The organism is Clostridium sp. BSD9I1, assembly GCF_900185645.1.
Lineage (GTDB): Bacteria > Bacillota > Clostridia > Clostridiales > Clostridiaceae > Clostridium_AK.
Map to the genome: position 1 here is coordinate 352,566 of NZ_FYAM01000027.1, position 25,995 is coordinate 378,560.

Here is a 25,995-nt window from a genome sequence, read left to right on the forward strand (position 1 = left end):
GGTAACAATTTTGAAAAAAGGTATTATAAGAATTATTAGTGTATTATCAATTACAGCGGTGCTTGCCACAGGATGCTCAAGCAAATCAAAAGAAACTGCTTCAAAGGACACAAAGGGTGAACTTACAAAGGTGACACTTGGAACATATAACGGTACTTGTGAGGCACCACTATATGCAGCGGTTGAAAATGGTACTTTTAAGAAATATGGTTTAGATGTAGAACTTGTAAATATAAACTCTGAAACTCTTAAGGAAGGACTTGCTTCAGGAAAAATAGATGGAGCTCAAATTTCTCCAGGAATGTTTAAGGCAATAGAGCAGGGACTTAATATTAAACTTACAAACGGAGTACATACAGGATGTATCCAAGGGGTTGTATCAAAGGACTCAAAAATACAATCTGTTAAGGATTTAAAGGGTAAGAAAATTGGAATAGATGCTATTGGGGGAGTTCCTCAGGTGCTTTTAACTCTTGAACTTGGTAAATATAATATTGATGGAAAAACTGACGTAGAGTGGAGAGTATATCCTCAGGCAAACTTACAACAGGCTCTTGACAAGGGAGATATTGATGCATTTGCAGCTTGGGATCCATATGGAGCTATGGCTGTATCTTCAGGGAAGGCTAGAAAGATATTTGGAAACAACAATAGTGAAAGTGGAGCACAGGACAGCTACTGCTGCTTCTTAGGGGTAAATGGAAAACTTGCTCAGGAAAAACCTGAAATTGCAAAGGCAATTGATGATGCTTGGAAAGAAGCAAATGAATGGGTACAGCACAATCATGAAGATGCAGGAAAAATGGCCGTTGATAAGAAATATGTAAGCAGCGGAGATGAAGTTGCAAATAGTAAACTAATTGGAGACTATAAGTTTGTATCTGATAAAGAAAAGGCAAAGGTAGACTTTAAAAATACTTTAGATGCTATGAAAAAACAAGGAATACTTGATCAGGCAACAGATGTTAATCAGCTTGTAGAAGACACTTTTATAAAATAAAGTGTTAAAATTAAAGTGCCATCCACGTGGCAAGTGGCAAGTGAATAATAGACAATGGCTAAAATTATTAATATTGATTAATTATTTTATTTGTGATACTATGAAAATAAATTAGTAAAGAAATAATTTTAATGTTAAAAGGGAGTAGCTGCCCGTATTAGGGTGATAAAGTCAACATACTGGCTTTCGAGTCTGGCTTTATCGTGGCTTATTTTAGTCAAGTGAGACTTTTAGCACAATGGCTTATTTGTCGTTGTGTTGAAGGTCTTTTTTAGCGTAATAATTATGTTAAAAAAGATTTTCAACACAAAGATAAGCGTTGTGCTGAAGGTCTTTAATTTTTTATATTTTAATCCAAAAAGGAGGTTATAATAATGACAGCATTTATCAAAGCATTATTATTTGTAGTTGTGGCAGAAATGGGTGATAAAACTCAGCTTCTAGCAATGGCTATGGCAAGTAAATACAAGGCGAAGCAGGTACTTATAGGAGTCTTTATTGCTACTATTTTTAATCATGCTCTTGCTGTAGCAGTTGGAAGTTATTTAAGTGCTTTTATTCCAATGGATACCGTAAAAATTGTTGCAGCAATATCATTTTTAATCTTTGGTCTTTGGACGTTAAGAGGAGATAAAATTGATGATGAAAATGAGAAAAAGGCTAAGTTTGGTCCGATTGTTACCGTAGCTATAGCATTTTTTCTAGCGGAAATGGGGGATAAGACTCAGCTTATGACTATAGCTATTTCAGCACAATATCAACAACCAATTTATATACTTATGGGAACAACTGTTGGTATGATGGTTGCAGATAGTATAGGAATTATAGGAGGAGCATGGATGTGCAAAAATGTTCCAGAGGCATACATAAAGTGGATAGCAGGAATAATATTTATGTTCTTTGGAACTTTAACACTATATGGCTCAGTTCCTGCAAGTATGCTAAACGCAGCGTATATAAGTTTATATCTTATAATAACAGCAATACTTATATACTTAGCAGGAGTTAAATTTGCATATCATGATGAGGTTTCTAATATAGTTTCAGTAGAAAAGAGTAATCCACAAAGTGAGATAAAATAAATATATAACAGAATTATTCAAGCATATAATTAAAAGTGGAAATAAGATTGAGAGGTGTAAAAATTGATTAAAGAACTTATATTAAAAAATAGATCCTATAGAAGATTTTATGAGGATAAAACCATTGAAATGGACACTTTAAGAGAGCTTGTAGATTTGGCTAGGTTATCACCTTCAGGTGCTAATAGACAGGGATTAAAATATGCTATATCAAATACTAAGGAGAAAAATGATAAGATATATGATTGCTTAGGATGGGCAGGATATTTGAAAGACTGGGACGGTCCAGAAGAAGGAGAAAGACCAAGTGCGTATTTAGTAGTTGTTAGTGATACGTCCCTTGGTGCTGTTTTACCACAGGATGAAGGAATAGCAGGCCAAAGCATTTTACTTGGTGCTGTTGAAAAAGGTCTTGGAGGGTGTTTCATTAAAAATATTAATAAGAAAAAATTAGCTGAGGCACTTAATTTAGATGATAAATATGAAATATCACTTGTATTAGCATTAGGTTATCCAAAGGAAGAAGTGATTATTGAACCTATGAATGAAAATGGAGACATTAAATATTGGCGAGATGAAGACTTAGTACATTATGTGCCTAAAAGAGGATTAGATGAGCTGATTTTATAGTAACCAATATGCTAGTAACCAATAGCCAATATAGATGTTTTGCAACAGGAAACTGCATTTTATTGGTCATTGGTTACTAATAACTGGATGCTAAAAAATGCTTAGCGTTTTTTCTATATTTCTTTAGAATATATAGTGGATGGGTTTGGTGTTAAAATAACAAAGCAGGACATGTTTTTATCTCCTGTATTTTTTAAAGCAAACATTGCTGCTCCATCGCAATGTAAAACATCACCTTCAGTAAGCTTACTCATAGTTCCCTCTACAGTAACTTCTCCTTCACCTACAAGCACATGAACAATAAGATCGCTATTTTCATGGTTATGAGGAGGCACTTCTTGGCCAGGTTTTAGATTTAAAATAAAATTAAGAACCTTGTCTTCATTAAAAAGAACTCTCTTTGTAATAGTCTCATCTAAGTACACCATTTTATCTGATATTTTTTCTATTTTCATAATTATCCCTCCATAAATAAATTTCTGTGAAAAACTTTACTTTAAGCAAGCTTATATCATTCAATTATTATTGCATTTACAGGGCAGCTTGTTTCAGTATCTTTTGCACTTTCTATTAGTGTTTCCCAAATTTCATTTTCTAATGCTTCTGCTTTCCCATTATCTTTCATTTCAAAGATTTCCGGACACATTCCAGCACATAATCCGCATCCTATACAGGTATCTTTATCAACAAACGCTTTCATAAATAACACCCCTTATAAATTATTTTTGTATCTCCTATGCTTAAATTGTAAATCATTAGCATTGGAAATAATGTGATTCAAATCAAAAACTAGAAGTATTACGATATTTTTAATGCTTTGGGTCGTATAGAACTTTCATCTAGGAAGGCGTTCATTTCACCGAGAACGGCTAATATTTATAAATTTAAAATTCCTAAACCGCCTAAACTCGCTATCACTCAGACAGTAGGCGGCTCTTAACGGTATTTTAAATTTATAAATAAAGCCGTTCTAAGGCTCATTCAATGCCTTCTACGATGAAAGTTCTATGCTTCTAGAGCATTAAAAAGTTCTTCATGTGAACAGCTGAAGGAAGAAATTCAGCCAACTGAATTTCTAAAATATTTTAGGAATTAGTGCACAAAGATCTTTTAGGGCGTCAGCCCGGACGTTACAAGAGCTGATACGAAATAAATGAGGAAATTTAATTTACAAGTTAAAGATAAGATAATATAACAAAAGGTTTTTATCGAAAATAGAATGATTAACATTTTACGACCTATCGGTCTGCGTGCTTATCAGCCCTTTGGCAAGCGTCAATTTAAAGGAATTTCGTCAAAACGAAATTCCTTCCTTCAGTCAGTGAGCCTGAACGATATTTTTAATGTTGAACACAAGTATGAAATTTGCATTGTAGAAAGCATTGAGCAAGCAATTAAAAGCTCTTTATTTCTGATTTTAAGGCGCCGTATAGAGCCTTCTACTGTTTGAGCTGTAGGCGAGTTTAGAAGGCTTAGACGCCTTAAAAGGAAGAAATGTTAGAGTTTTTTTGCGTAGCGAACGCTTTCCTAAATGCAAATTCCATACGACCTGTTCAACATTAAAAACGTCGCAATTTCCTTTAATTATGCTATAATAACAAATAAAAATTAAAATAGTAAAGATAGGTATTGTGTATATACTATTTTATAATAAAGGGGGCTAATATTTTGAAAAAATTATATGGATTATTGGGAGAAAAGCTTGGACATAGTTTTTCGCCGCAAATACATTCACTAATATTTAAAGAATTAGATATAGAAGGATACTATCATTTATTTGAAGTGAATAAGGCGGAGCTGCATAATGCAGTCTTAGGATTTAAAGCTCTAAAAGTAACAGGAGTAAATGTGACCATTCCTTATAAGGTTGATATGGTAAAATATTTAGATGATATATCACCAGAAGGCAAGAACATAGGGGCAATTAATACAATATGCTTTAAAGATGGAAAAACCATAGGATATAATACAGATTATTATGGTTTTGGAATGATGCTGGATAAATTTAATGTGAAAGTAAAAGGAAAAAATGCAGTTATTTTGGGGTCAGGAGGAGCTTCCCAAGCTGTGCTTCAATTCCTATTAGATAATGGTGTTAATGAAGTTACTTTTGCAACCAGAAATGAAGAGCAATGTAAGAAAAAGTGTAAGGAATTTAAAGCTATTGATTATAATAAAATTAAGTATCTAAATAATCAAGATATAGTAATTAACTGTACTCCACTGGGAATGTACCCTAATGTAGAAAGCTCTCCTTTAAGTAAGGAAGATGTCTTAAAATTTACTACAGTTGTTGATTTGATTTATAATCCAGAGGAGACCTTATTGCTAAAATACGCAAGAGAACAAGGAATACAAGGTGTAAATGGATTATATATGTTAGTAGGGCAAGCGATAAAGGCACAGGAGTTGTGGAATAGTGTAATAATTAATAAAGAATCTGTGGATAAAATTTATGAGGAATTCAAATAAAAATACGATTTTAAAAGGAGCAAAAAAATGAAGTGGTTAAGAAATTTCATGATTGGAAGAAATGGTGTAGATCATATATGTATAGCTTTAATAGTGGGCTATATGGCAACTTCTTTAATAGTTTCTGTTACAGGTATTAAAGCTCTGATGATTATTGGCTATATTTTGTGGGGAATATGTTTATTTAGAATATTATCTCGTGATATTATAAAACGACGAAAAGAAAATATGGTATTTTTACAGTGGTGGAATAAGATATCCTATAAATTTAGAAATAAATCTAACGAAATAAAATCCATGAAGACCTACCGTATTTTTAAATGCCCAAACTGTAAATTAAAACTTCGTGTACCAAAGGGAAAGGGAAAAGTTACAATTACTTGCTCAAGGTGTAAAACAGAGTTTTCTAAAAGGACTTAGGGGAAAGCGGATTAGACGAGGTAGTAAAAGATTTTCTGTGAGCTAAATTGAGGGGAATTAAACAGAGCATGAAAATTGTTATTAAATTTAATAAAAATAATGGGGGGATAGTGTATGGAATATAAAATTGAAGAAATGAAATCATCTGATTGGGAACAGGTAAAGAATATTTATTTAGAGGGAATAAAGACAAAGATAGCAACATTTCAGACGGAAGCACCTACTTGGGAAGAGTGGAATAGTGGTCATATTAATTCATGCAGATTAGTTGCACGTTCAGGGGATAATGTATTAGGTTGGGCAGCACTGAGTCCGACCTCAGGTAGATGCTGTTATGTAGGAGTAGTAGAAGTTAGTATTTACATAGGAGAAAAATATAAAGGACAAGGTGTAGGGACGGCTCTCTTTGAACAGTTAATTAGACTATCAGAAGAAAGTGGTTTTTGGACTTTGTATTCTTCGATTATAAGAAAAAATAGTGCAAGTATAGCCCTTCATAAAAAGTGCGGTTTTAGGGAAATAGGAATGAGAGAAAAGATAGCTAAGACCAGTGAGGGGATATGGCATGATGTAGTTTTAATGGAGAGAAGAAGTAAAGTAGCTGGCATAGATTAAGTTTTATGTATGGAAACATACTAACTAGAATTTAAAATGAAAACCATGGATAGGTATCAGTTTCTAAAGCTGAATTATCCATGGTTCTTTTATTGAGTATTTAATATCTAATTAAATTATTCCAACTTACCACTTGCCACGTGGGTGGCACCTTTAGGTGGCATTTTTATATTCATTAAATTTAATAATCACATCAGGATTATCCTTTATAAAATTTACGTACTCCTCAAAGCATTTAATGGTTTTATCACTTAATGTGTGCTCAACTTTTTCGGTTTCAGCCAGTATTGTTTTTTCGGATACCCCTAAAACCTTTAGAAGAGCAGCAATGGTGTTATGACGTTTGATTAATGATTTTCCAAGTTTTTTTCCACTTTCCTCAAGCATTATATATCCATACTTTTCATATTTTATAAGTTTCAATTCACTGAGTTTTTGCACCATCTTAGTAGCAGATGGGGGCTGTACATTTAGTGCATCTGATAATTCATGGATTCTTGTAAATCCAGTGTTTATAGAAAGTCTGTATATCATTTCAAGATAATCTTCCATGGATGCTGTAAGGAGATTCTCTTCTTTTTTCATATATTCATTAAAAGTATAAAATTCATTGTTATCCATAATACATCACCAGCTTTATAAAATTTATATAGGTTCCCAGTAAATTATATGCAGGGATAAATTAAAAAATTACTACCATGTAACCTTTTTATATCAATATTCATAACTTATATAGTGTAGGAAAGTTAGCTAAGGCTAATACTTTTAATCCTCAGTAACTGTTTGATGGTTAGCTAAACTGCACCAATATATAGGAGGAGATATCCGTGGATAATGAAAGGGCAATAGATAAAGCAGCAAGCTTTGAATTGCATAAAGTAAGAACAAATAGTAGTTTAAATATAATAAAAAGATTTAAGCAGTTATTAAAGTTTTTAGGACCTGCGTTTATAGTGAGCGTTGCTTATGTGGACCCAGGAAATTTTGCTGCAAATATCACTGGAGGGTCAATATTTAATTATGGTCTTGTGTGGGTTATTTTATGGAGTAACATAATGGCTATATTTTTACAGGTTATGTCTGCTAAACTAGGCATAGCTACAGGAAAAAATTTACCTCAAATGTGCAAAGAAGTATTTTCAAAGAGAGTGAATTGGCTTTTTTATATTGTAGCAGCAATTGCAGCAATGGCAACCACCATGGCTGAATTTATAGGAGCAGTACTAGGTTTTTACTTGTTATTTGGGATTCCCTTGGGGTATTCTGTTGTGTTAACTGCTGTAGTAACATTTGTAATCACATACTTACAAAAGTATGGCCAAAGGGTTGTAGAGATAGTTATTACTTTACTTATTGCGGTAATATGCGGTGCATACACTATAGAGTTATTTCTTGCAAAGCCTGATTGGACACAGGTAGCTCTTCATACATTAGTTCCTTCGCTGCCAAATGGTCAAGCGGTCTTAATCGCTGTAAGTATGCTGGGGGCTACAGTTATGCCTCATGTAATATATCTTCATTCTCAGCTTGTTCAAAGTCGTAATGAAGGAATGACATTACAAGAAAAGAAAAGGCACTTTTTCATGGAAAAGATTGATGTTGTTATAGCTATGAATATCGCATTTATTGTAAATGCTGCAATGGTAGTAATTTCTGCATCAGTATTTTTTAGCAGGGGGATGGTGGTTGATTCAATAGAAGTTGCACACAGATCTCTTGAGCCACTTTTAGGATCACTATCAAGTGGTGCATTTGCAGTTGCTTTGCTTGCTTCAGGATTTTCCTCATCATCAGTAGGGGCTATGGCTGGAGAAACTGTTATGGATGGATTTGTGGATTTTAAAATTCCTATCAACTTAAGAAGAATAATAACAATGCTTCCAGGTGCCATTGTAATACTTGCTGGAGTAAATCCCATGAAAGCATTAGTTATAAGCCAAGCTAGTCTAAGTTTTGCGCTGCCAGCAGCGATAATACCTATGATAATTATTACAAGTAATAAAAAACTCATGGGCGAATTTGTAAATAAATCTTGGATAAAGGTAGTTGGCTGGGCAATTGCTTCAACAATTATTGCATTGAATGTGGTGCTTTTATACTTAACCTTCACTGGAAATGTATAAAAAAAGTCATGGATAAACATAAGTTTTAATACTGAATTATCCATGACCTTTTTATTTAGGGAGGAGTTATTTTTAACGTTAACTTGCCACTTGTCACGTGGGTGGCACTTTTCTTTTTTACCATTCACCAAACCAAGCTATGGCTTCATAATGGGCAGGGGAGTCTAGGGCTTCTGTGGATGAAAATTTAATATAGTAAGTTCCTTTAGGAAGTTCAATTGAAATTCCTGCTGATCCAGTATCTAAATCTACAGGAGAAGTAGCAAGTATTTTACCGCTGCTGTCCATTATAGATACTGATGTTTGAACTCGTCCCAATGGTATATCTACAAATATATTTAAATTTTGAAGCTTAGTATTGGTTACTTTATATAAGTCATCATCCTTAGGTTTTAAGTAACCGGAGATTAAAGGAGAATAATTTATATTTTCATTAGGTGTATAAGACTGTGCAAAGAACAAGGAATCATTGGGTTCTTTATCAAGGATATAAGAACCTAAAAATGGTACATCCACACTTTCATCTAACTTCATTTGTCTAAGAGTATAGTTTTGAGAATCTTGGTCAAAAGACTGATAAAAAATCCATTCACCCATTGGAGTAATTCCATCTGCTAGATTATATGACAGCTGAGTTAAATCAGAGCCATCTGTACGCACTCTACGTAAACCACCACCAGGAGTGTCTGCAGAAAAATAAATCCATCCATCATATACATTAAGAGTATCAAATGTCCGCGCATTAAGTGAGGTATCATTTAAGCCATCCGCAGTCATCTTATGAATACGATTATCACGTTGGCTCTCATAGTAAATCCAACCGTCTTCAACATCAAAAATACCAACACCATAATCTAACATTTTTATTTTATTTGTTCCATCAAGGTTCATTTTATATAAGAAGTGATTATCTATTTGGCTGATATAATATAGGTAACCATCTTCTACAATCATTTTAGAAGCTAGCTCATCACCAATCTTAACTTTAGATGAGCCATCAACCTTACATTTATAAAAGGCAGAGTTATATCTTTGTCCATAGCTGTAATAGATATCATCGCCTACAACAAGAAGACTATATATGGATTCATTTACTATTTGTGTTTTTTCTGAGCCGTCTAATTTCATTTTATAAATTTTTTTCCCATCAGATAAATTTCTATAATAAATCCAATCATGTACTATGTTTATTTGGTCAATTTTATCGTCACTTATCTTTGTTAGGTTTGTGCCATTATAGCTGAGCTTGTATAACTTATCGTTATCAAAATAAGCAGTAAAATAAATATTGCCCTTGTAATATGCAAGCTGTCCACCGTTTGTAAGATTTCCATATACACTTCCTGTTTCTTCAACAACTTTTACGGTAAGTTTTATCTTCTTGTCCCAGCCATCAATAGTTCCATAAATAATGTGAGTTCCAGCAGTGGAAGTATCCAGAGAGTCTTCTTCCCATTTAACGGGAACAAGTTTTTTAGCTATACTATAGCTTAATATGTTGCTAGGTGCACCATCATACATTACTAACACATTAGAGGGAAATGTATAATCTTCTCCTATAAATGCCATGTCTGAAATGTCATCTGCTTTAGTTATAATAAAAGTTTTTACCTCATCTTTTATTGTATTTTTTAAGGAATCACTAATAGCTCCTGTACCACCAATGATACTTATATTTTTAGTGCTTTGAAGACTTAAATAAGATTTTGTTATTTGCGGAAGAGTGCTGTCTACTAATACAATTGGTGCATCTTTTGAAGCAGCTAAAGCACTTCCTGATAGGGCATCTGGAAAGTTCTTACCTGAAGCCACATACAAATTAGTGAAATCAATTTTACCTTGGAATTCTTTAAGTATAGAGATATTAGTATCAAATCTATTTAGTCCGCTTAGTCTTTTAGCATTTGTTAATGATGATTGTACACTTTCGCCTATAGAGCCTGTTCCACCAATAATATAAGAAACGGGAATATTCTTATCCTTAATAAAGGCGCTTACTTTGTCAGGTAATTTGCTTTGGCTAGATAACAAAATTGGCATTTGCATTTTTGCTGCAATAGGAGCCATGCTTAATGCATCAGGAAAGTTTTCACTGGATGCCACAGCAATTCCATTTTCTGTACCAAGCATTTCAGCTATTTTCACCGAAGTTTCATAGCGATCCTTTCCAGAGAGTCTAGTTGTAGTTATATTAAGTGTCTTTAATTGCTCTTCAATATTTGGAGAAACAACTCCTGTACCACCAACGATATAGACATTTTTAACCTCTAAATCTTTAAGTGATTTTAAAGCATCAAGGCTTAAGCCATTTTTGGAAGTTAAAAATATAGGAGCGTTTTTACTTTTGGCTAAAGGAGTTGCACAAAGGGCATCAGGGAATGCCTCTCCACTTGCAATTACGGCATAAGAAGATTTAGTCCAGCCTTTTTTAATAATTGATAAATTTGTGCTGTACCTATCTTGCCCATATAATCTATCTACGGATGGAGTCGCTGCATGGACATTTGTAGATAAAAGGTAAGATGAGGTAAGAGTTGTACAAATAGAAAGCACTAAAACAGCTAAGAGTTTTCCTTTGGTCACGATTACATTCAATCCTTTCGTTGTTAATATTTTTTATGATGAATAAAAAGTAAAGAGAAATTTCATAGTAGTGAGTTTTTTTCTCTTGCAACTTAATTTAATAAAATGATAACATGGGTTTGGTAATAAGTTAACAGTTAATATATGGTATATGTAAAAGGTTTGGTATAAATTAACTATGAAATACAATATAAAAAAGGACTTTGCATCACAAAGTCCTTCTCTAACTTGCCACTTGTCACGTGGGTGGCACTTTACAATTTGTTCACGATTTCCATTAGTTTTTCATTGTGAATAGTTTCTTTTTCTAAAAGTTCTTGAGTTATAGCTTCTAAAAGATCTCTTTCTTTTAATAAAAGAGCCTTTGTTTCTTCATATAGTGAATCGATTAATTCCTTACATTCATTAACTAAGTCTGCTTGTTTTGCATTTGCTTCACCTAGGGCTTCTATGCTTAAAAGGCCTAGGGATTTTCCCATACCGTATGCACCAAGCATGTGATATGCAATGTTTGTACATTGTTTTAAATCGTGGCTAGCTCCTGTTGTGATGTTGTCTTCACCAAATATTATTTCCTCAGCAGCACGTCCACCAAGAAGCATCATTATTCTTCTCTTTAAATAGGTTTTATCTTGATATAGCTTGTCCTCAGGAATTGTCATTGTATATCCACCAGCACCCTTTGTGCTTGGGATTATTGTTATCTTAGATACTTTTTCATTAGGCAGCATCTTAAGTCCTACAAGAGCATGTCCTGTTTCGTGATAAGCTGTAACTTTTCTGTCCTTTTCAGTTATATAATCTCTGTCTTGTTTTTCATGTCCTGCTATAACTATTGAAAATGCTTTGTCCATGTGGATGTTTTCAATTGCTTCTGCTTCATCTTTACAAGCAAGTATTGCAGCTTCATTTACAAGACTTTCAAGTTTAGCTCCAGAAAAGCCAGATGTCTTTTGTGCCCATTCGTGTACTGTGATATTTCCAACGGGTTTATTTTTTAAATGAAGATTTAATATCTTTTCACGAGCAGATATATCTGGCAGCATAATTTCTATGTGTCTATCAAATCTACCTGGTCTTAAAAGTGCTTCATCTAATATATCCAGTCTATTTGTTGCTGCCATGATGATTATGCCTTCCTTTTCATTAAAGCCTGACATTTCAGTAAGAAGCGCATTTAATGTTTGATCTTTTTCATCAGAGCCACCAGCTTTTCCACCATCTCTTTTCTTACCTATTGCATCTATTTCATCAATAAATATTACGGCTTTACCATTTTGTCTTGCCTTCTTAAATAATTGCCTTACTCTACTTGCACCAACACCTACATAAACTTGAACGAAGTCAGAACCTGACATTGCATAAAAAGGAACTCCAGCTTCTCCAGCAACAGCCTTTGCAAGCAATGTTTTACCTGTACCTGGATCCCCGTAAAGTATAACTCCCTTAGGCATTCTAGCGCCATAAGCTGCATACTTTTCAGGATTTTTTAAGAAATCCACTACATCTTTAACACTTTCCTTTGCTTCTTCATTTCCTGCAACATTTTCAAAAGTGAAAGGTGTGTCTTCTAGTGCAGATGTTTCAAGTTTGTCCACACTAAGTAGTCCTTTATTTGATAAACCAGATTTTTTAGCCATTACAAATACTAAAGAGATAATTGATACTAAAAAAGCTGAACCAAATATTACAGAACTTTTTTCTGTAGGAGAGTACTCTAAAACTTTAACTCCTTCTTTTAAAAGAACTTCCTTAAATGTGTCTATACGAGGGTTGTCTGTTTCATAAGATGTTCCATCACTTAATACAACCTTAAGCTGAGGAGTTGGGGATAAGTAAACTTTACTTATTTTATGAGAGTTTAAATCCTTTAAGAAGTTTACGTAAGATTTATTTTCAGTAGTTTTGAAACCAATTTGAGATGTTATAAGTAGCACTAAAGATAGTGCAGCAGTTATCAATGGTAATAAAAAGGGTTTTTTCTTCATCATATTCATTAAGATACCTCCGATATTTCAATTATAGTTGGGAGCCATCGAACATTTATTATTCTATAATAGCTATTTGATATTGTCTAATAAATCTCATAATTTTTACTAAAGTAATTTATGGAAGCTTTCTTAGTAATTGCAGAAATTTCTATTTAGGGTATAATCTTATATATAGTAGCTAGCATTTTAGTAATTAATACATAGTAACTTGCCTTAAGAGATAATTACTGGGCACTTGGGAGTGCTAATTAGAAATTTAATATTATAGGTATAAATTAATGTTTTAATAGGAAATTTAAAATAGGTGAGGGAGTTGATTAATATGAAAGTAAGTTCAGTAAAGCTTACTCTTCATGAGGAAGAGATATTAAAGGGGTTAAATGAGTTCATTGATTTAGAAGGGCTAAAATTTAATAATTTAGAGGTAGGAGAACTTATAAATGTCCACGGAAGTTATAAAAAGGGGGTAGAGATCCCATTTACCGCAGTAGTTGGTCTTGGAAATGTAATAGCCAACAAGGTTAAAGTGAAAATTTTTGACGTGAAGGTTGCAAAAATCGGGGTGCTTGCTGGTATAAAAAATATCATATTAAAGCAGGTAGGGAAGAAGACCGAGGCATATGGTGTTGAGGTTGAAGGTGACGTAATTACAGTAGATCTTGATACTATAATAAAGCTTATACCTAATGTAAATATGAAGGTGAAAAATATATCTCTTGTTCAAGGACAGATAGTAGCTGATGTAGAAGATTTAGTTTATTCTAAGGATAAGGAAACCTTAAAGCCTCAAGAAGAGAAGATAATTTATGAGATGGATAGGAAAACTACTGAGGATTCCTATACAAAATTTAGAGCAGCTGTAGATGTCAAGACTCCTGACAAATATGAAAGCATTAAAGAATATGCAATGCTTATTCCAGATATAGCAGCACTTTTATGGAGACTTTTTAAGGATCCAAGAGTTGATTCTAAAACTAAGGCAAAGGTAGCAGCTGTGGCAGGATATCTTGCTATTCCCATTGATATATTACCAGACTTTATACCCTTTGTAGGTCAAATAGATGACATTGCAATAGCTTTTTATGGATTAAATACTATATTAAATGAAGTTCCTGAAGAAATAATACTAGAAAACTGGCAGGGAAAGGGTGATATAATTCTTATTGTAAAAAAAGGAGTAAAGACAATTTCAAACTATGTTGGTGCAGATAAGGTAAATAAGCTTGGCTCATATATAAAAAGAGGCATGGAGAAAATGGGAAAAAAGGTTGAAATTACTCATAACAATGTGGAGGAAAACAACGATTAGCTAAGGAATATTCCTCGATAAAAGTAAAAAATTGCCGGGGAAATATGGGGAAATTACACTGTAACTTCCCCATAAGTTTCCTTAAAATTATTATGAGTAAAATCCATATCCGTTTTTACCAGCCTTTTTTACCCTGTACATTGCAATATCAGCTTTTTTTATTAACTCGTCCATTTCAAATCCGTCTTTGGAGTAAATTGAAATACCTATGCTTACACCAATGGTAAATTCATGATTTTTAATATATATCTTTTCGTTTATCACCTCAATAACGCGCGAAGCAATTATTTTAAGTATTATATCATCAACTATATAAGGTATTAAAATAACGAATTCATCTCCACCTATTCTGGCCACAGTATCAATATTTCTTACGCTTTTTGTAAGACGGTTACTAATTTCCTTGAGAACTTCATCACCAACATCATGTCCAAAATTATCGTTTACAAGTTTAAATCCATCTAAATCCAAAAATAAAATTCCAAGCATGAAGTTGCTGCTGTCATATTTTTTTAGATAATCATCAAATAAGGATAATAAGTAGCATCTATTTACAAGTCCAGTCAATTTATCCGTATAGGACAGCTTGTATAAATGTTTGGTAAGTGTTTCTTCGTCTTCTAAGCGAGCATGAAGAAGTTCGAAGGTTCTTAAAATAATGTATACATAGTAAAGCATGATGAAAAAACCAATTACATTTAGGAAGATTATTATCTCATTTATAAGTACAGCTATTTCGAAAAATTTTATTATGAGGCTTCCAAGGGTTACTACATATAAATAAGTTACAATAGCTATAGAATTAGCCATAAAGTCTTTTTTTAAGTTTTTACGTGTTTCAAAAATGCGCCTAATAAATAAAAGAGTAAGCTGCAATATGTTTGCAATTGATGCTCTAATAATAATAAGTTCATAGTTTATCTTTTCTGCCCAATTTAGTCCCAGAAAGTGATTAGTTCTTCCGATTAAAAGTAAATGTACCAGCAAACAAATAAATCCTATAGATAATAATGTATTAAAAATTAATGTGATGATAAGACTTCTATTTTCAGTAATACATACTTTTTTAAACAATAATTTCTCTTTAATTTTAATGAGCATGACAAACACACCTTTTAAAGTAGTATTTTATAATAAATTAATATTCTTAATATTATAGTATGTTTATAGTGGGAAATATGACCTTGATATTTTTATAACACTTGAATATTTGGGATATAGTTGCATAACAGGAATATATGTGGTAAGATTTTATAACGGCATTGGCGTACATATATGTTTTATAGGAAGACAAAGGGGTTATTAGATGTATTAATTATGAAAGAAATCATATAAATCAGCATAGGGGGCGGAAGGTATGAAGCGTATATTAAAAAAGTTCAGCAGTTTAAAGATTAAAACAGTAATTTTGTTTATGTCAGTGTTTTCAATACTATGCTTAGTTTTAATTAGTGAAGTTGGGTATAACGGAATGAACAAAATTAATAATCATTTAGGTGAGGTATATGATAGCAAACTTCTTCCTATTTCCTATGTTGGAGATATTAGAGGGGATGTATTAAAAATTAGACTATCTATATCCAAAATGTCACAAGAAAATAGTATTGTAAATACCAGTGAAATAGATGAATATGATCAAAAAATTAAAGGTAGGTTTCAAGCTTATAAGGATAGTAATATGAAAGATGATGAAGAAAAAATGCTTTTAAGTGTTGAAGACCAGTATAATATTTTTATAAATGCATGGCAAAAGAAAAAGGATAGAGTAAAAAACGGTCAGAAATTAACTACAAGTGAACTAAGTGAATTACACGACCTAGGGGAAGAAGTAGATATGAGTATTGAAGCTCTTAAATATATGAATATGTATTCAGCAGAAGATTTAAATATTAAGGGTGATGACTTGTATTATGGAAGAAAAAAATCACTTATATTAATTATTTCAATATGCATATTTGTTTTTGCAGCTATTTCTTATATGATTATTAAATTTATAAATGCTTCAATGAAAAATCACATAAATAGTTTAAATACTGTAGCTGAAGGTGACTTTAGGGTTTCATTAGATACGGAAAGTAAATCAGAATTTGGGCTTATGAATAGGGCACTAGCTAAGACTATTGATAATATTTCCAGCATGATAACAGAAGTTAAAGAAAAGTCTAATTTTATAGATAAGAAGTCTAATGATTTATCAACTATAGCAGATGAGATGTCAGCTTCTTCTGAAAATGTAGCAAATTCTATACAGGATGCAGCAGAGGGGACAAGTTCTCAAGCTGAAGAAATATCCACTATAGTAAATATTTTAGATGATTTTAGTGTGGAATTAGAAAATATCATACAAGCTATAAGAGGCATTGATGGAAAATCACATCATATAAGTGCTATGGCAAATGAAAGTGATGTTAATATGTTAGCACTGGTAAAGTCTATAAATAATATAAAAGATTCCTTTGCTGGATTTGCAAGTAAGGTTATAAATCTTGGTGAAAACATTAGTCAAATAAATGAAATAACTGATGTTATAAATAATATAGCTGATCAGACAAATTTACTTGCGTTAAATGCAGCCATTGAAGCCGCTAGAGCTGGAGAATCAGGAAGGGGATTTTCAGTAGTTGCAGATGAAATAAGAAAGCTTGCAGAGCAGTCTAAAGTTTCTTCTAAGAATATTAATTCTTTAATTAATGGTATCTCAAGTGAAACTAATGTAATGGTTAAAAATACAGGAAATATGGAAGAAGAGTTAACGAGCCAAGTAAATATGATAAATGTTACAATTAATTCCTTCAAAAATATATTGAAAGCAGTAGAAGAAGTTATACCTGAAATAGAAGCAGTCAATTCTACAGCTTTAAATATAAATGAGGAAAAAGATATAATATTAGAAAAGATACAACAGGTTTCTGCAATTGCAGAAGAGGTATCGGCATCTTCTGAAGAAATTGCAGCAGCTGCACAGGAAAGTAATTTATCATCTCATCAAGTGGCAAAAACTTCTGAAGAATTAAGCAGCATGACTAAAGAAATGATAAATGATGTGGAAAAGTTTAAGTTAGCAAATAGTGAGAAGGAGAATGAATCTAGTAATCAGTTAGTAGTAAATGATGAATATGAGTTAATAAACAGTGATGAGAATACTAGTATGCAAGAACTAGCAGCTATTGATGAAGAATCTTATATGAAATAAACTTATAAATAAATAGTATGTTATTTTACGAAGACTTTTTTAGGAAAAAGCCTTCGTTTTTTATTAAGCGCTTAAATTAAAATTTTAGATTTATATTGCATTATATAAACAACGTACATATGTCTATAAATGGAATACTTCCCAGTACTCTTCAATAGATTTCCATAAAAAATTAATATAAAATTTACATTGAATTAATTTCTATTATAAAGGGTGGAGGAAGATTACATGAATTTTAAAAGAGTTTCAAGGTTAATGATCACAACTATTTTAGCTGTTACAGTTGCACAGGGATTTAATCCTATAAGTGTACAAGCTGAAACTATACAGCTAACTAAAACTGCTAAAAGAGTTCAAGGTTTAGACAGATTCAAAACATCAAGGGCTATAGCAGAGGAAATAGGATTTACTGAGTTAGAAAATGTAGTAATCACGTCTGGATATGGTTTTGCAGATGGATTAAGTGCTGGTACCTTTGCTAAAAAGTTAAATGCACCACTACTTCTTGCAGGAGATTTAAAGAGCAGCAGTGAGGCAATAGCGTACATATCAGGTAAATTAAAATCAAACGGAAACGTTTATATCATTGGTGGAGAAGGCGTTGTAAGTAAGGAAACAGAAAATGTACTTACAAGTAAGGGATATAAGGTTACAAGAATTTTTGGTAAGGGAAGAATAGAAACAAATGATGCCATTATAAACGAATTAGAGGTTACGCAAGGAACTCCAGTATTTATATCAAATGCACTAGGCTATGCAGATGCGCTAAGTGCTTCAGGAGTTGCTGCAATAAAGGATTATCCAATGCTTCTTACAAATGCAGATAAATTACCAGATGTTATTAAGGATCAGTTAACTAAAATAAAGCCATCTAAGGTTTATATAGTTGGAGGAGAAGCAGTAGTTAAGCCAGCAGTAGTAAATGAAATTAAGACTATACTTCCATCAGTAGAAATAGTTAGATTAGGTGGAAGCAGTAGATATGAAACATCAATGAGCATATTTAATGAATTTAATTTAGATTCAAAAAATATTGTATTAGCATCAGGTAAAGGGTTTGCAGATGCATTATCAGGAAGTCAATTAGCTGCTAAGTTAAATGCTCCAATGGTACTTGCAGATGAAACTAATTTATTTAAACAGCAGTCAGAATTTGATAAAAAAGCTCTTGAAAATTATTACTTACTAGGTGGTACAGGCTCACTTACTACAAATGTAGAGCAAATTGCAGTAATGAATGTTGATAAAGAGTTTCAAGATATAAATACAATACTCACTAAACTTGCACAAACTATAAGATTAAAAATTGTTGGTGAATATCTAGCACTATTTGATTTAAATACTCAAGAATATAAAGAAGCTAGACAAGCACTTGAAGAACTTTTTAAAGAGTTAAACATGAACGATTTAGATATTATACCAACTTATAAGTCAATTAATGTAATTTCAATGAATGCTACAGAAGCAAAAGTTAAGACTAGAAGGAATGATGCAATAACAGATAATTATGAGAAGGCTACAGAATATGTGGAGTATACTCAAATACTTAGCTTTAGAAAAGTAAATGGACAATGGAAAATATATAATGCTGAAAATATTCAATAACGAAAAAATTGTTGCAGCTTGAAACATGGATTCGTTTATATATAACATATTAAGGTGGTAATAAAAGTGAGTATGAGTACTAAAAAAATAAAAAGGTTAAACATTGTTATTGCACTATTATATATTTGGATTGGAATTACTGGAATATTAGAGGGGGCAGATCCATCAAGCAGATTTTATTATGTTGACAATATAGTTCTTAGAATTATAGGGGCAGCACTTACAGTTACAAGTATTGGGTTATTATTAAAGAAAGAACTTGCTCGTAAATCTTTTATAGTTTTAATGGTAGCTTGTATTTTGGAAATGATAATTACCTTTGATATAAGTGTTGAAGAAAAAATTGTAGTTATTGTTACAGCAGTGTTTGCAGTGATAATTTATGTTTTGCCAATGGTATTTTATATGATTCCAAAGGTAAAGAGATGTTTTCAGCTTGGTGAATGGAGCCAATATGAAAGTACCTATGCAAATTATAATGAAAAGCAAAATTACAAGCATTCTGGGTTGGGAATTGCTTCATTTGTAATAGCTTTAGTTAGTATAGCTATTTTTACAGCAGGTGTAATAATAACTTACAATAGTGTTGCTGTAGGTATATCATCAGAGGAAGTAATGCAGGCATCTCCTATAGTAGTTATAATTGGAATACTTTTTATTGGGGGTATGATTTCAAGTGTTGTGGGATTAGTTCTTGGAATTATAGGAGTATTTGCAAGAAAGAAGAAAAGAGTACTTGCTGTTTGGGGGATTATATTAAACTTAATAATTACAGCTATATTTACATTATCAACTATAAGCAGCATATTTAACGAAAACATTTTAGACGGCAATTACTATATGCTCTTTATTGGATGATAAGTATATTTATGAATTAACATCCATTACTATCCAATAGATTTTATTTATAGTTTAATATAAAATGGTAATACAAATGGAATTATTTATGGATATTGTATGGAGGGAAACAAATGAATTTAAAAAAAGTATCAAAATTAATGGTATCAACATTCCTAGCTTTTACTATTGCTCAAGGATTTAATCCAGTAAGTGTACAAGCTGAAACACAGTTAACTAAAACTGCTAAGAGAGTTCAAGGGTTAGACAGATTTAAAACATCAAGAGCTATAGCAGAGGAAATAGGATTTGGTGAACTAGAAAATGTAGTAATTACATCTGGATTTGGTTTTGCAGATGGTTTAAGTGCAAGTACATTTGCTAAAAAGTTAAATGCTCCATTACTTCTTGCAGGAGATTTAAAGAGCAGCAGCGAGGCGATATCATATATATCAGCTAAATTAAAGGATCAGGGAAATGTTTATATCATTGGTGGAGAAGGTGTTGTAAGTAAGGATACAGAAACTGCACTTACAAACAAGGGCTATAAGGTTACAAGAATTTTTGGTAAGGGAAGAATAGAAACAAATAATGCTATTATAAATGAATTAGAAGTTGCAGAAGGAACTCCAGTATTTATATCAAATGCGTTAGGTTATGCGGATGCACTAAGTGCGTCTGGGGTTGCAGCAATAAAGGATTATCCGATGCTTCTTACAAATGCGGACAAACTTCCGGATTTAATTAAGGGCCAGTTAACTAAAATAAAGCCATCTAAGGTTTATGTAGTTGGTGGAGAAGGTGTAGTTAAGCCAGCAGTTGTAAATGAAATTAAAGCTATGCTTCCTTCAGTAGAAATAGTTAGACTAGGTGGAAGTACTAGATATGAAACTTCAATGAGTATATTTAATCAGTTTGATTTAGATACAAAAAATATTGTACTAGCATCAGGTAAGGGATTTGCAGATGCATTATCAGGAAGCCAATTAGCTGTTAAGTTAAATGCTCCAATGGTGCTTGCAGATGAATCTAATTTATATAAACAACAATTAAAATTTGATGAAAAGGCACTTGAAAATTATTATTTATTAGGTGGGACAGGTTCACTTAGTGATAATGTACAACAATTTGTAGTAATGGATTTGGATAAAGAGTTTGCAGATATAAAAGCAGTTCTCAATAATCTTGCTGAAGCTGTAAAGTTTAAGGACATCGAAATGTACATGGCTGAGATAGACCCAAGTGCTCCTGGATATAAAGATACTAGAGACGTATATACAGAAGTTTTTGCAGCATTAACTGAAGAAGAAGTAAATATTGAATCAATTTATGAGTCTATAGATATGATGTCAATGACAACTAAGGAAGCAAAAGTTAAGGCTGTAGAAAATGATAAGATAACATACAAAGATCCAGAAACAGGAGAAGATGTTGCGGAAGAAGAATTATATACTATGACAGTAACCTTTAAGAAAGTAAATGGGAAATGGAAAATTTACGAGTCCGAAATTATAGAAGAATAGAAAAAGTACGACATTTTAAGATAATGTTGAACCTACCGTATAGGATTTGCATCTAGGAAGGTCATTGAGTTATGGTAACATCTCAGCAAACTGAGATGTGCTGATTTATAACGAAATCATAGATTTCTATAAATCATGCAATAGCGGCTAATATTTATAAATTTAAAATACCTAAGCCTCCTAAACTCGTCGTAGGCTCAAACAGTAGGAGGCTCTTAACGGTATTTTAAATTTATAAATAAAGCCGCTCTAAAGCTCATTCAATGCTTTCTACGATGCAAATCTCATACTATATGTTCAACATTAAAAATATCTCTTACACCGGCTGAAGGAAGAAATTCAGCTAACTGAATTTCTAAGATATTTTTGGAATTAGCACATAAAGATCTTTTAGGGCGGCAGCCCCGGAGGTTACAAGAACTTATAGAAAATAGATGAAAAAATTTAATTTATAAATTAAGGCTCTGCTAAAGAACAGTGTTGATAGTATGCTATATTTAAGGGAACTTAGAAAGTTCCCTTAATCCACGTTATAACATAATTGTAAACTATCAATTATTAAATATCTTATAATGCTATCAGTTTTTCTGTAGGTAGCCATCCATCTTCTAAATCAGTCAATCTACTACACCATAACCAACCATTGAGTTCTAATTCTCCATCAACTATATCACCTTTACTTACGTCCAACTCTTTAGCCGAATAATCATTTAATACAATTCCATATTCATTTTGAGTTTGAATAATCTGTGCAGGAGTCCATCCTTCACTATTACTATGTAAACTGTAACAGTATATCCAATTATTCCAACCATCATCCCCACCAGATTTTCTACCTAATTTTACAGTTTCACCTTTCTCTGCTTTTATAGGATTACTATTATTAGGTTTATGTTCTTCAATAACCTTATACTTCATTTAGTTTGTACCTCCATTTATAAATTCATTATGTAAATAACCTCTATTATACAATTAATAATATCCTCCTTCAGCAGTGTGCATGAAGACATTTTTAATGTTGAATTTAGTATGAGATTTGCATTGTAGAAGGCTTTGAACAAGCAATTAGAAGCTCTTTATCTCTCAATTTAAAACACCGTAAAGAACTTTCTACTGTCTGAGCTGCAGCGAGTTTAGAAAGTTTAGGTGATTTAAATCGAGAGATATTAGAGCTTCTTTGCGCAGTGAACGGTTGCATGATTTATAGAAATCTCTGATTTCGTTATAAATTAGCACATCTCAGCAAACTGAGATGTTTCATTAATTATGCAGAACCCATACGGAAGATTTAACATTAAAAATGTCGTAATATCCTTATTATGAAGCATTTACTTGTTCCTTAGTTTTAAATTTAGTAATCTCATCTAGTACCTTGCTTGTCATTTCAGTTAAGTTTTGTGCAGTGTTTGCAACATCTAGAGAGGAGCCGTTCATTTCTTCAGTTGAAGCTGAAATTTCTTCAGAAGATGCAGATATTTCTTGAGCAACGGAAGAAGAAGCTTCCACCTTTTCTAATATAACATCCTTGTCTTTATTGATTTCTTCAACAGAATCAGTAATTTGTTGAATTTTAGGAGCTAATCTTTCTATACCATGTAATATATCTTGGAATGAATCCATGGTATTTTTTATAACATTAACTTGATTTTTTAATTCGCCGTCCATGGTATCAGTGGTGTTTAAAATTGTATTGGAGCTATTTGATATATTGCTTACTAATGAGTTTATATTATCTGATGAAACCTTTGTTTGTTCTGCAAGTTTTCTTATCTCATCTGCAACTACAGCAAATCCACGACCAGCTTCTCCAGCACGAGCTGCTTCAATAGAGGCATTTAGCGCTAGTAAATTTGTTTGGTCTGCAATTCCATTTATAATGCTTGTTATTTCATTTATTTTATGTATATCTTGTCCAAGTGTTGATATTTTTAAAGCAAAATCGTTAAAAGAAGATCCTACATTTCTTACTGAATCAGATAAGAAATTCATATTATCATTACTATCGCTTGCCATAGCATTAAAGTTTTTGGAGGCTACATCAACATCTAATATATCTTGAACAATTTTTTCAAGCTTTTCTCCAAATTGATTTAAAATAGATGTGATAGAGACCAAATCTTGTGCTTGAGAGCCTGTACCTTCAGCTACGTCTTGTATTGCACTTGCTACATTTTCTGATACTGATGTCATTTCTTCAGATATTGCAGCTAAGGAAAGTGATTTTTCATCTATGTTTTTAGAAGTTTCCTTAAAAGACTCAAGTATGGATGAAACATTATTCACAGTTTGCTTAACTGCACCTGTAAGTTCTCCAATTTCAGATTCGTTTACAGGAAGATTGATATCTACAGAAAAGTCTCCTTTAGATACTTCAATTAAAATATCTCTTAACTTTTTAATAGGGTTTATAAGTTTAGTTGTATAAACGTACACGTTAGCTAAAGTAGATGCAATCAGAGCAAAGGTTAAAATTATTAAAAGTATTATATATCTAGCTAGCACTGCTTCAGCTATTTTTAGCTCTTTAGCTGACTTATCATCTATGCTATTTTGGAAGCTTGTTAAAGCATCTGTTAAAGTATTTGATTCAGTATCATAATTAGAATCAAACATTAACTGGCGTGCTTTATTAAAGTCCTTTTGTTCAACTGCCTTAGCTGCTTCTTGCTCTATTTGCCTTAATGCATCAGATGAGGTTTTAGCTTTTTCAAGTAAACTTAGCTGCTCCTCAGGTATATCAAGTTTTATTAAATTTTCTTTTGCATTTTCCATAGATTTAGTTCCATTTAATTCTCTCATGTAGTTATCGTAATGTTCCTTTTCGCCAAATTGAACATAACTTCTTGCTTCTGATGATAGATAATCAGTTGCATCCCCAAATTTACTTCCTAAGTCTTTGAGCTCCATTCTTTTACTTTGTATAGCTTGTTCTGTTTTAAATGCCATTCTAATAAGTACACCACCGCTAATTAATAAAATTGCAAGGACGATTGCAATAGTGCTTAAAATGCGATTGAGTGTAGATTGTTTCATTGCTTTTTTTCTCATGTTGACAACCCTCTTTTGTAAAAAATTCTTATAATATTGAAGATTATACCATATAGTCCAACAAATAGCTAACTCAAAAAGTAAATTTATTTTTAATATTTGAATATAGTGTATCGCAAAAATAAAATAGGATATTCTTATCAATAATCATCAATTTATTTCTGGAATCTATAGAAAAGATATTAGAGTTTCAATTCAAGGTATAGGGGTAAGGAGAATAGCCAATACTAATTTTGAAGTAAAAAATAGGGGTGATTATTATAAAAACTAAAACTCAAATAATTCAAATATTGGTAATAATAAATTTAGGAATTCTAGCCTTTATTTTATTGGGAAAACTAAGCATTATTCATAAGCTTATGGTAACTATAGCGAAGGCATTTTTAATTCCTCTGTTTATTTCAGCACTGCTATTTTATATAATAAGGCCTCTAAATAATATTTTTATAAAAAAGGGACTTACTCGGGGTAAAGCAAGTTTGCTTTCATTGATAATATTTACATTTATTTTAAGTGGATTGTTATCTTATTTTAGTAAATATGCCTATGGACAATTCGAACAACTTAGAAGACAGATGTGGACAATTTTAAATAATAAAAAGCAAATTGATGGGTTTATGAGTTGGATAAACAGTTTTATAAATGTAGGCAAAATATATGCATTAATAGCAGCTTCTGCTACAAATTACATTCAGCAAATAGGATATAATTTTATGAAAGTTATAGGATATTTTATGAATGCTTTTTCCACAGTATTTCTTATTGTAGTTATAGTGTTTTATATGCTTAAGGATGGAGATAAGCTTAAATATAAGATTTTAAGGATAATACCTGGAAGGCACAAAAAGGTTTCAAATGAAATATTGTCTCAAAGTGATACCATACTTAGTCATTATGTCACAGGTCAAGCAAAGGTAGCATTGTCACTATCCAGTATGATATTTTTAGGTTACAAAATTATAGGAATGCCCAATGCACTGATTCTTTCAACCATAACATTTATACTTGCATTTATACCCTTTGTAGGGTTTTTTATTTCAATGATAATTCCTGTAGTCATAGCAATAGGAATGGGACTCCCTATGTTTTTAAAGCTTATAGTTTTATTTATCATTGTTCAAACTTTAAAGGGAAGAGTTGTAGTACCGCTTGTAATGGCTAAAAGTATGAACATACATCCTTTAACTGATATATTTTTGGTAATAGGGGCAATAGCCATAGGAGGACCATTTACTGCTTTTGCAATAGTACCAATATATGCTATTATAAAGAATGTAGTGATGATAGTAAGTGACAAGAAAGCTAGTAACCAGTAACCAGTTTCTAGATTTTAGTGATTGGTTGTGAATAATATATAATAATTCATAAACAACAATTTTGATAGAAATTCAGGTAACTGAATTTCATCCATTAGTAGGTTATAAGTGACATTTTTAATGTTGAATATAGTATTAAATTTGCATCGTAGAAAGCATTGAATGAGCTTTAAAACGACTTTGCTTCTAAAATCAAAATACCGTATAGAGCCTTCTACTGTTTGAGCTAGCGAGTTTAGAAGGCTTAG

At 32.0% G+C, this 25,995-nt stretch carries 21 protein-coding genes; 13 read left to right on the forward strand and 8 right to left on the reverse strand.

Features of this window, described 5'->3' with window-relative positions:
* Positions 1-10 precede the first annotated feature (10 nt).
* The 3 genes from BSD9I1_RS18565 (at position 11) to BSD9I1_RS18575 (ending at position 2,712) form a co-directional block, all read left to right on the forward strand.
* Positions 11-1,000 (forward strand): ABC transporter substrate-binding protein, encoded by a 990-nt coding sequence (locus BSD9I1_RS18565; protein WP_186431579.1) that lies wholly within the window; start codon positions 11-13, stop codon positions 998-1,000.
* A gap of 374 nt (positions 1,001-1,374) precedes the next feature.
* Positions 1,375-2,082 carry a TMEM165/GDT1 family protein gene (locus BSD9I1_RS18570; protein ID WP_186431580.1) on the forward strand — a complete coding sequence of 236 codons (708 nt, stop codon included), beginning with the start codon at positions 1,375-1,377 and terminating at the stop codon, positions 2,080-2,082.
* Positions 2,083-2,145: 63 nt separating this feature from the next.
* A complete protein-coding gene (locus BSD9I1_RS18575; protein ID WP_186431581.1) occupies positions 2,146-2,712 on the forward strand; it encodes a nitroreductase family protein in 567 nt (188 codons plus the stop codon).
* Positions 2,713-2,825: 113 nt separating this feature from the next.
* Here the strand turns inward: BSD9I1_RS18575 and BSD9I1_RS18580 are convergent, their stop codons facing one another.
* Together BSD9I1_RS18580 and BSD9I1_RS18585 are read right to left on the reverse strand one after the other, a co-directional pair.
* Complete coding sequence (locus BSD9I1_RS18580; RefSeq protein WP_186431582.1) at positions 2,826-3,167, reverse strand: cupin domain-containing protein; 342 nt, start codon at positions 3,165-3,167, stop codon at positions 2,826-2,828.
* Between the two features lie 56 nt (positions 3,168-3,223).
* Positions 3,224-3,412 carry a ferredoxin gene (locus BSD9I1_RS18585; RefSeq protein WP_186431583.1) on the reverse strand — a complete coding sequence of 63 codons (189 nt, stop codon included), beginning with the start codon at positions 3,410-3,412 and terminating at the stop codon, positions 3,224-3,226.
* A gap of 968 nt (positions 3,413-4,380) precedes the next feature.
* Between BSD9I1_RS18585 and aroE the strand changes: the two genes are divergently transcribed.
* The 3 genes from aroE (at position 4,381) to BSD9I1_RS18600 (ending at position 6,219) form a co-directional block, all read left to right on the forward strand.
* A complete protein-coding gene (gene aroE / locus BSD9I1_RS18590; protein WP_186431584.1) occupies positions 4,381-5,184 on the forward strand; it encodes a shikimate dehydrogenase in 804 nt (267 codons plus the stop codon).
* Positions 5,185-5,211: 27 nt separating this feature from the next.
* Positions 5,212-5,604 carry a hypothetical protein gene (locus tag BSD9I1_RS18595; RefSeq protein WP_186431585.1) on the forward strand — a complete coding sequence of 131 codons (393 nt, stop codon included), beginning with the start codon at positions 5,212-5,214 and terminating at the stop codon, positions 5,602-5,604.
* Between the two features lie 114 nt (positions 5,605-5,718).
* Positions 5,719-6,219, forward strand: a complete 501-nt coding sequence (locus BSD9I1_RS18600; protein WP_186431586.1) for a GNAT family N-acetyltransferase — start codon at positions 5,719-5,721, stop codon at positions 6,217-6,219.
* A gap of 153 nt (positions 6,220-6,372) precedes the next feature.
* On the opposite strand, the gene BSD9I1_RS18605 is transcribed toward BSD9I1_RS18600, so the two are convergent.
* Positions 6,373-6,840 (reverse strand): metal-dependent transcriptional regulator, encoded by a 468-nt coding sequence (locus BSD9I1_RS18605; protein ID WP_186431587.1) that lies wholly within the window; start codon positions 6,838-6,840, stop codon positions 6,373-6,375.
* A gap of 248 nt (positions 6,841-7,088) precedes the next feature.
* Between BSD9I1_RS18605 and BSD9I1_RS18610 the strand changes: the two genes are divergently transcribed.
* A complete protein-coding gene (locus tag BSD9I1_RS18610; protein ID WP_242966569.1) occupies positions 7,089-8,342 on the forward strand; it encodes an Nramp family divalent metal transporter in 1,254 nt (417 codons plus the stop codon).
* Between the two features lie 117 nt (positions 8,343-8,459).
* Here the strand turns inward: BSD9I1_RS18610 and BSD9I1_RS18615 are convergent, their stop codons facing one another.
* Complete coding sequence (locus BSD9I1_RS18615) at positions 8,460-10,925, reverse strand: cell wall-binding repeat-containing protein (protein ID WP_186431588.1); 2,466 nt, start codon at positions 10,923-10,925, stop codon at positions 8,460-8,462.
* Between the two features lie 254 nt (positions 10,926-11,179).
* Positions 11,180-12,922: an ATP-dependent metallopeptidase FtsH/Yme1/Tma family protein gene (locus tag BSD9I1_RS18620; RefSeq protein WP_186431589.1), complete on the reverse strand. Its 1,743-nt coding sequence runs from the start codon at positions 12,920-12,922 to the stop codon at positions 11,180-11,182.
* Between the two features lie 316 nt (positions 12,923-13,238).
* Between BSD9I1_RS18620 and BSD9I1_RS18625 the strand changes: the two genes are divergently transcribed.
* Positions 13,239-14,225 (forward strand): YkvA family protein, encoded by a 987-nt coding sequence (locus tag BSD9I1_RS18625; protein WP_186431590.1) that lies wholly within the window; start codon positions 13,239-13,241, stop codon positions 14,223-14,225.
* Positions 14,226-14,315: 90 nt separating this feature from the next.
* On the opposite strand, the gene BSD9I1_RS18630 is transcribed toward BSD9I1_RS18625, so the two are convergent.
* Positions 14,316-15,326 (reverse strand): GGDEF domain-containing protein, encoded by a 1,011-nt coding sequence (locus BSD9I1_RS18630; protein WP_186431591.1) that lies wholly within the window; start codon positions 15,324-15,326, stop codon positions 14,316-14,318.
* Positions 15,327-15,582: 256 nt separating this feature from the next.
* On the opposite strand from BSD9I1_RS18630, the gene BSD9I1_RS18635 reads away from it, so the two are divergent.
* The 4 genes from BSD9I1_RS18635 (at position 15,583) to BSD9I1_RS18650 (ending at position 21,383) form a co-directional block, all read left to right on the forward strand.
* Entirely contained in the window at positions 15,583-17,418 is a 1,836-nt protein-coding gene (locus tag BSD9I1_RS18635; RefSeq protein WP_186431592.1) for a methyl-accepting chemotaxis protein, read from the forward strand.
* A gap of 228 nt (positions 17,419-17,646) precedes the next feature.
* Positions 17,647-19,023, forward strand: coding sequence for a cell wall-binding repeat-containing protein (locus tag BSD9I1_RS18640; RefSeq protein WP_186431593.1), 1,377 nt, complete (start codon positions 17,647-17,649; stop codon positions 19,021-19,023).
* A 72-nt stretch (positions 19,024-19,095) separates the two neighbouring features.
* Entirely contained in the window at positions 19,096-19,881 is a 786-nt protein-coding gene (locus BSD9I1_RS18645; RefSeq protein ID WP_186431594.1) for a hypothetical protein, read from the forward strand.
* A 113-nt stretch (positions 19,882-19,994) separates the two neighbouring features.
* Positions 19,995-21,383, forward strand: coding sequence for a cell wall-binding repeat-containing protein (locus BSD9I1_RS18650; protein ID WP_186431595.1), 1,389 nt, complete (start codon positions 19,995-19,997; stop codon positions 21,381-21,383).
* Between the two features lie 567 nt (positions 21,384-21,950).
* Here BSD9I1_RS18650 and BSD9I1_RS18655 read toward each other — a convergent pair.
* Together BSD9I1_RS18655 and BSD9I1_RS18660 are read right to left on the reverse strand one after the other, a co-directional pair.
* Positions 21,951-22,301 carry an SH3 domain-containing protein gene (locus BSD9I1_RS18655; RefSeq protein ID WP_186431596.1) on the reverse strand — a complete coding sequence of 117 codons (351 nt, stop codon included), beginning with the start codon at positions 22,299-22,301 and terminating at the stop codon, positions 21,951-21,953.
* A 399-nt stretch (positions 22,302-22,700) separates the two neighbouring features.
* Positions 22,701-24,431 (reverse strand): methyl-accepting chemotaxis protein, encoded by a 1,731-nt coding sequence (locus BSD9I1_RS18660; RefSeq protein ID WP_186431597.1) that lies wholly within the window; start codon positions 24,429-24,431, stop codon positions 22,701-22,703.
* A gap of 251 nt (positions 24,432-24,682) precedes the next feature.
* Here BSD9I1_RS18660 and BSD9I1_RS18665 point away from each other — a divergent pair, with 251 nt between their 5' ends.
* Positions 24,683-25,747 (forward strand): AI-2E family transporter, encoded by a 1,065-nt coding sequence (locus tag BSD9I1_RS18665; RefSeq protein ID WP_242966560.1) that lies wholly within the window; start codon positions 24,683-24,685, stop codon positions 25,745-25,747.
* The last annotated feature ends 248 nt before the right edge of the window (positions 25,748-25,995 follow it).

Coding starts and splice junctions, on each gene's coding strand:
- BSD9I1_RS18625 (WP_186431590.1), top strand. CDS start 13,239: ATGAAAGTAAGTTCAGTAAAGCTTACTCTTCATGAGGAAGAGATATTA.
- BSD9I1_RS18600 (WP_186431586.1), top strand. CDS start 5,719: ATGGAATATAAAATTGAAGAAATGAAATCATCTGATTGGGAACAGGTA.
- BSD9I1_RS18650 (WP_186431595.1), top strand. CDS start 19,995: ATGAATTTAAAAAAAGTATCAAAATTAATGGTATCAACATTCCTAGCT.
- BSD9I1_RS18640 (WP_186431593.1), top strand. CDS start 17,647: ATGAATTTTAAAAGAGTTTCAAGGTTAATGATCACAACTATTTTAGCT.
- BSD9I1_RS18595 (WP_186431585.1), top strand. CDS start 5,212: ATGAAGTGGTTAAGAAATTTCATGATTGGAAGAAATGGTGTAGATCAT.
- BSD9I1_RS18585 (WP_186431583.1), bottom strand. CDS start 3,412: ATGAAAGCGTTTGTTGATAAAGATACCTGTATAGGATGCGGATTATGT.
- BSD9I1_RS18630 (WP_186431591.1), bottom strand. CDS start 15,326: ATGCTCATTAAAATTAAAGAGAAATTATTGTTTAAAAAAGTATGTATT.
- BSD9I1_RS18635 (WP_186431592.1), top strand. CDS start 15,583: ATGAAGCGTATATTAAAAAAGTTCAGCAGTTTAAAGATTAAAACAGTA.
- BSD9I1_RS18645 (WP_186431594.1), top strand. CDS start 19,096: ATGAGTACTAAAAAAATAAAAAGGTTAAACATTGTTATTGCACTATTA.
- BSD9I1_RS18605 (WP_186431587.1), bottom strand. CDS start 6,840: ATGGATAACAATGAATTTTATACTTTTAATGAATATATGAAAAAAGAA.
- BSD9I1_RS18580 (WP_186431582.1), bottom strand. CDS start 3,167: ATGAAAATAGAAAAAATATCAGATAAAATGGTGTACTTAGATGAGACT.
- BSD9I1_RS18620 (WP_186431589.1), bottom strand. CDS start 12,922: ATGAATATGATGAAGAAAAAACCCTTTTTATTACCATTGATAACTGCT.
- BSD9I1_RS18655 (WP_186431596.1), bottom strand. CDS start 22,301: ATGAAGTATAAGGTTATTGAAGAACATAAACCTAATAATAGTAATCCT.
- BSD9I1_RS18570 (WP_186431580.1), top strand. CDS start 1,375: ATGACAGCATTTATCAAAGCATTATTATTTGTAGTTGTGGCAGAAATG.
- BSD9I1_RS18660 (WP_186431597.1), bottom strand. CDS start 24,431: ATGAGAAAAAAAGCAATGAAACAATCTACACTCAATCGCATTTTAAGC.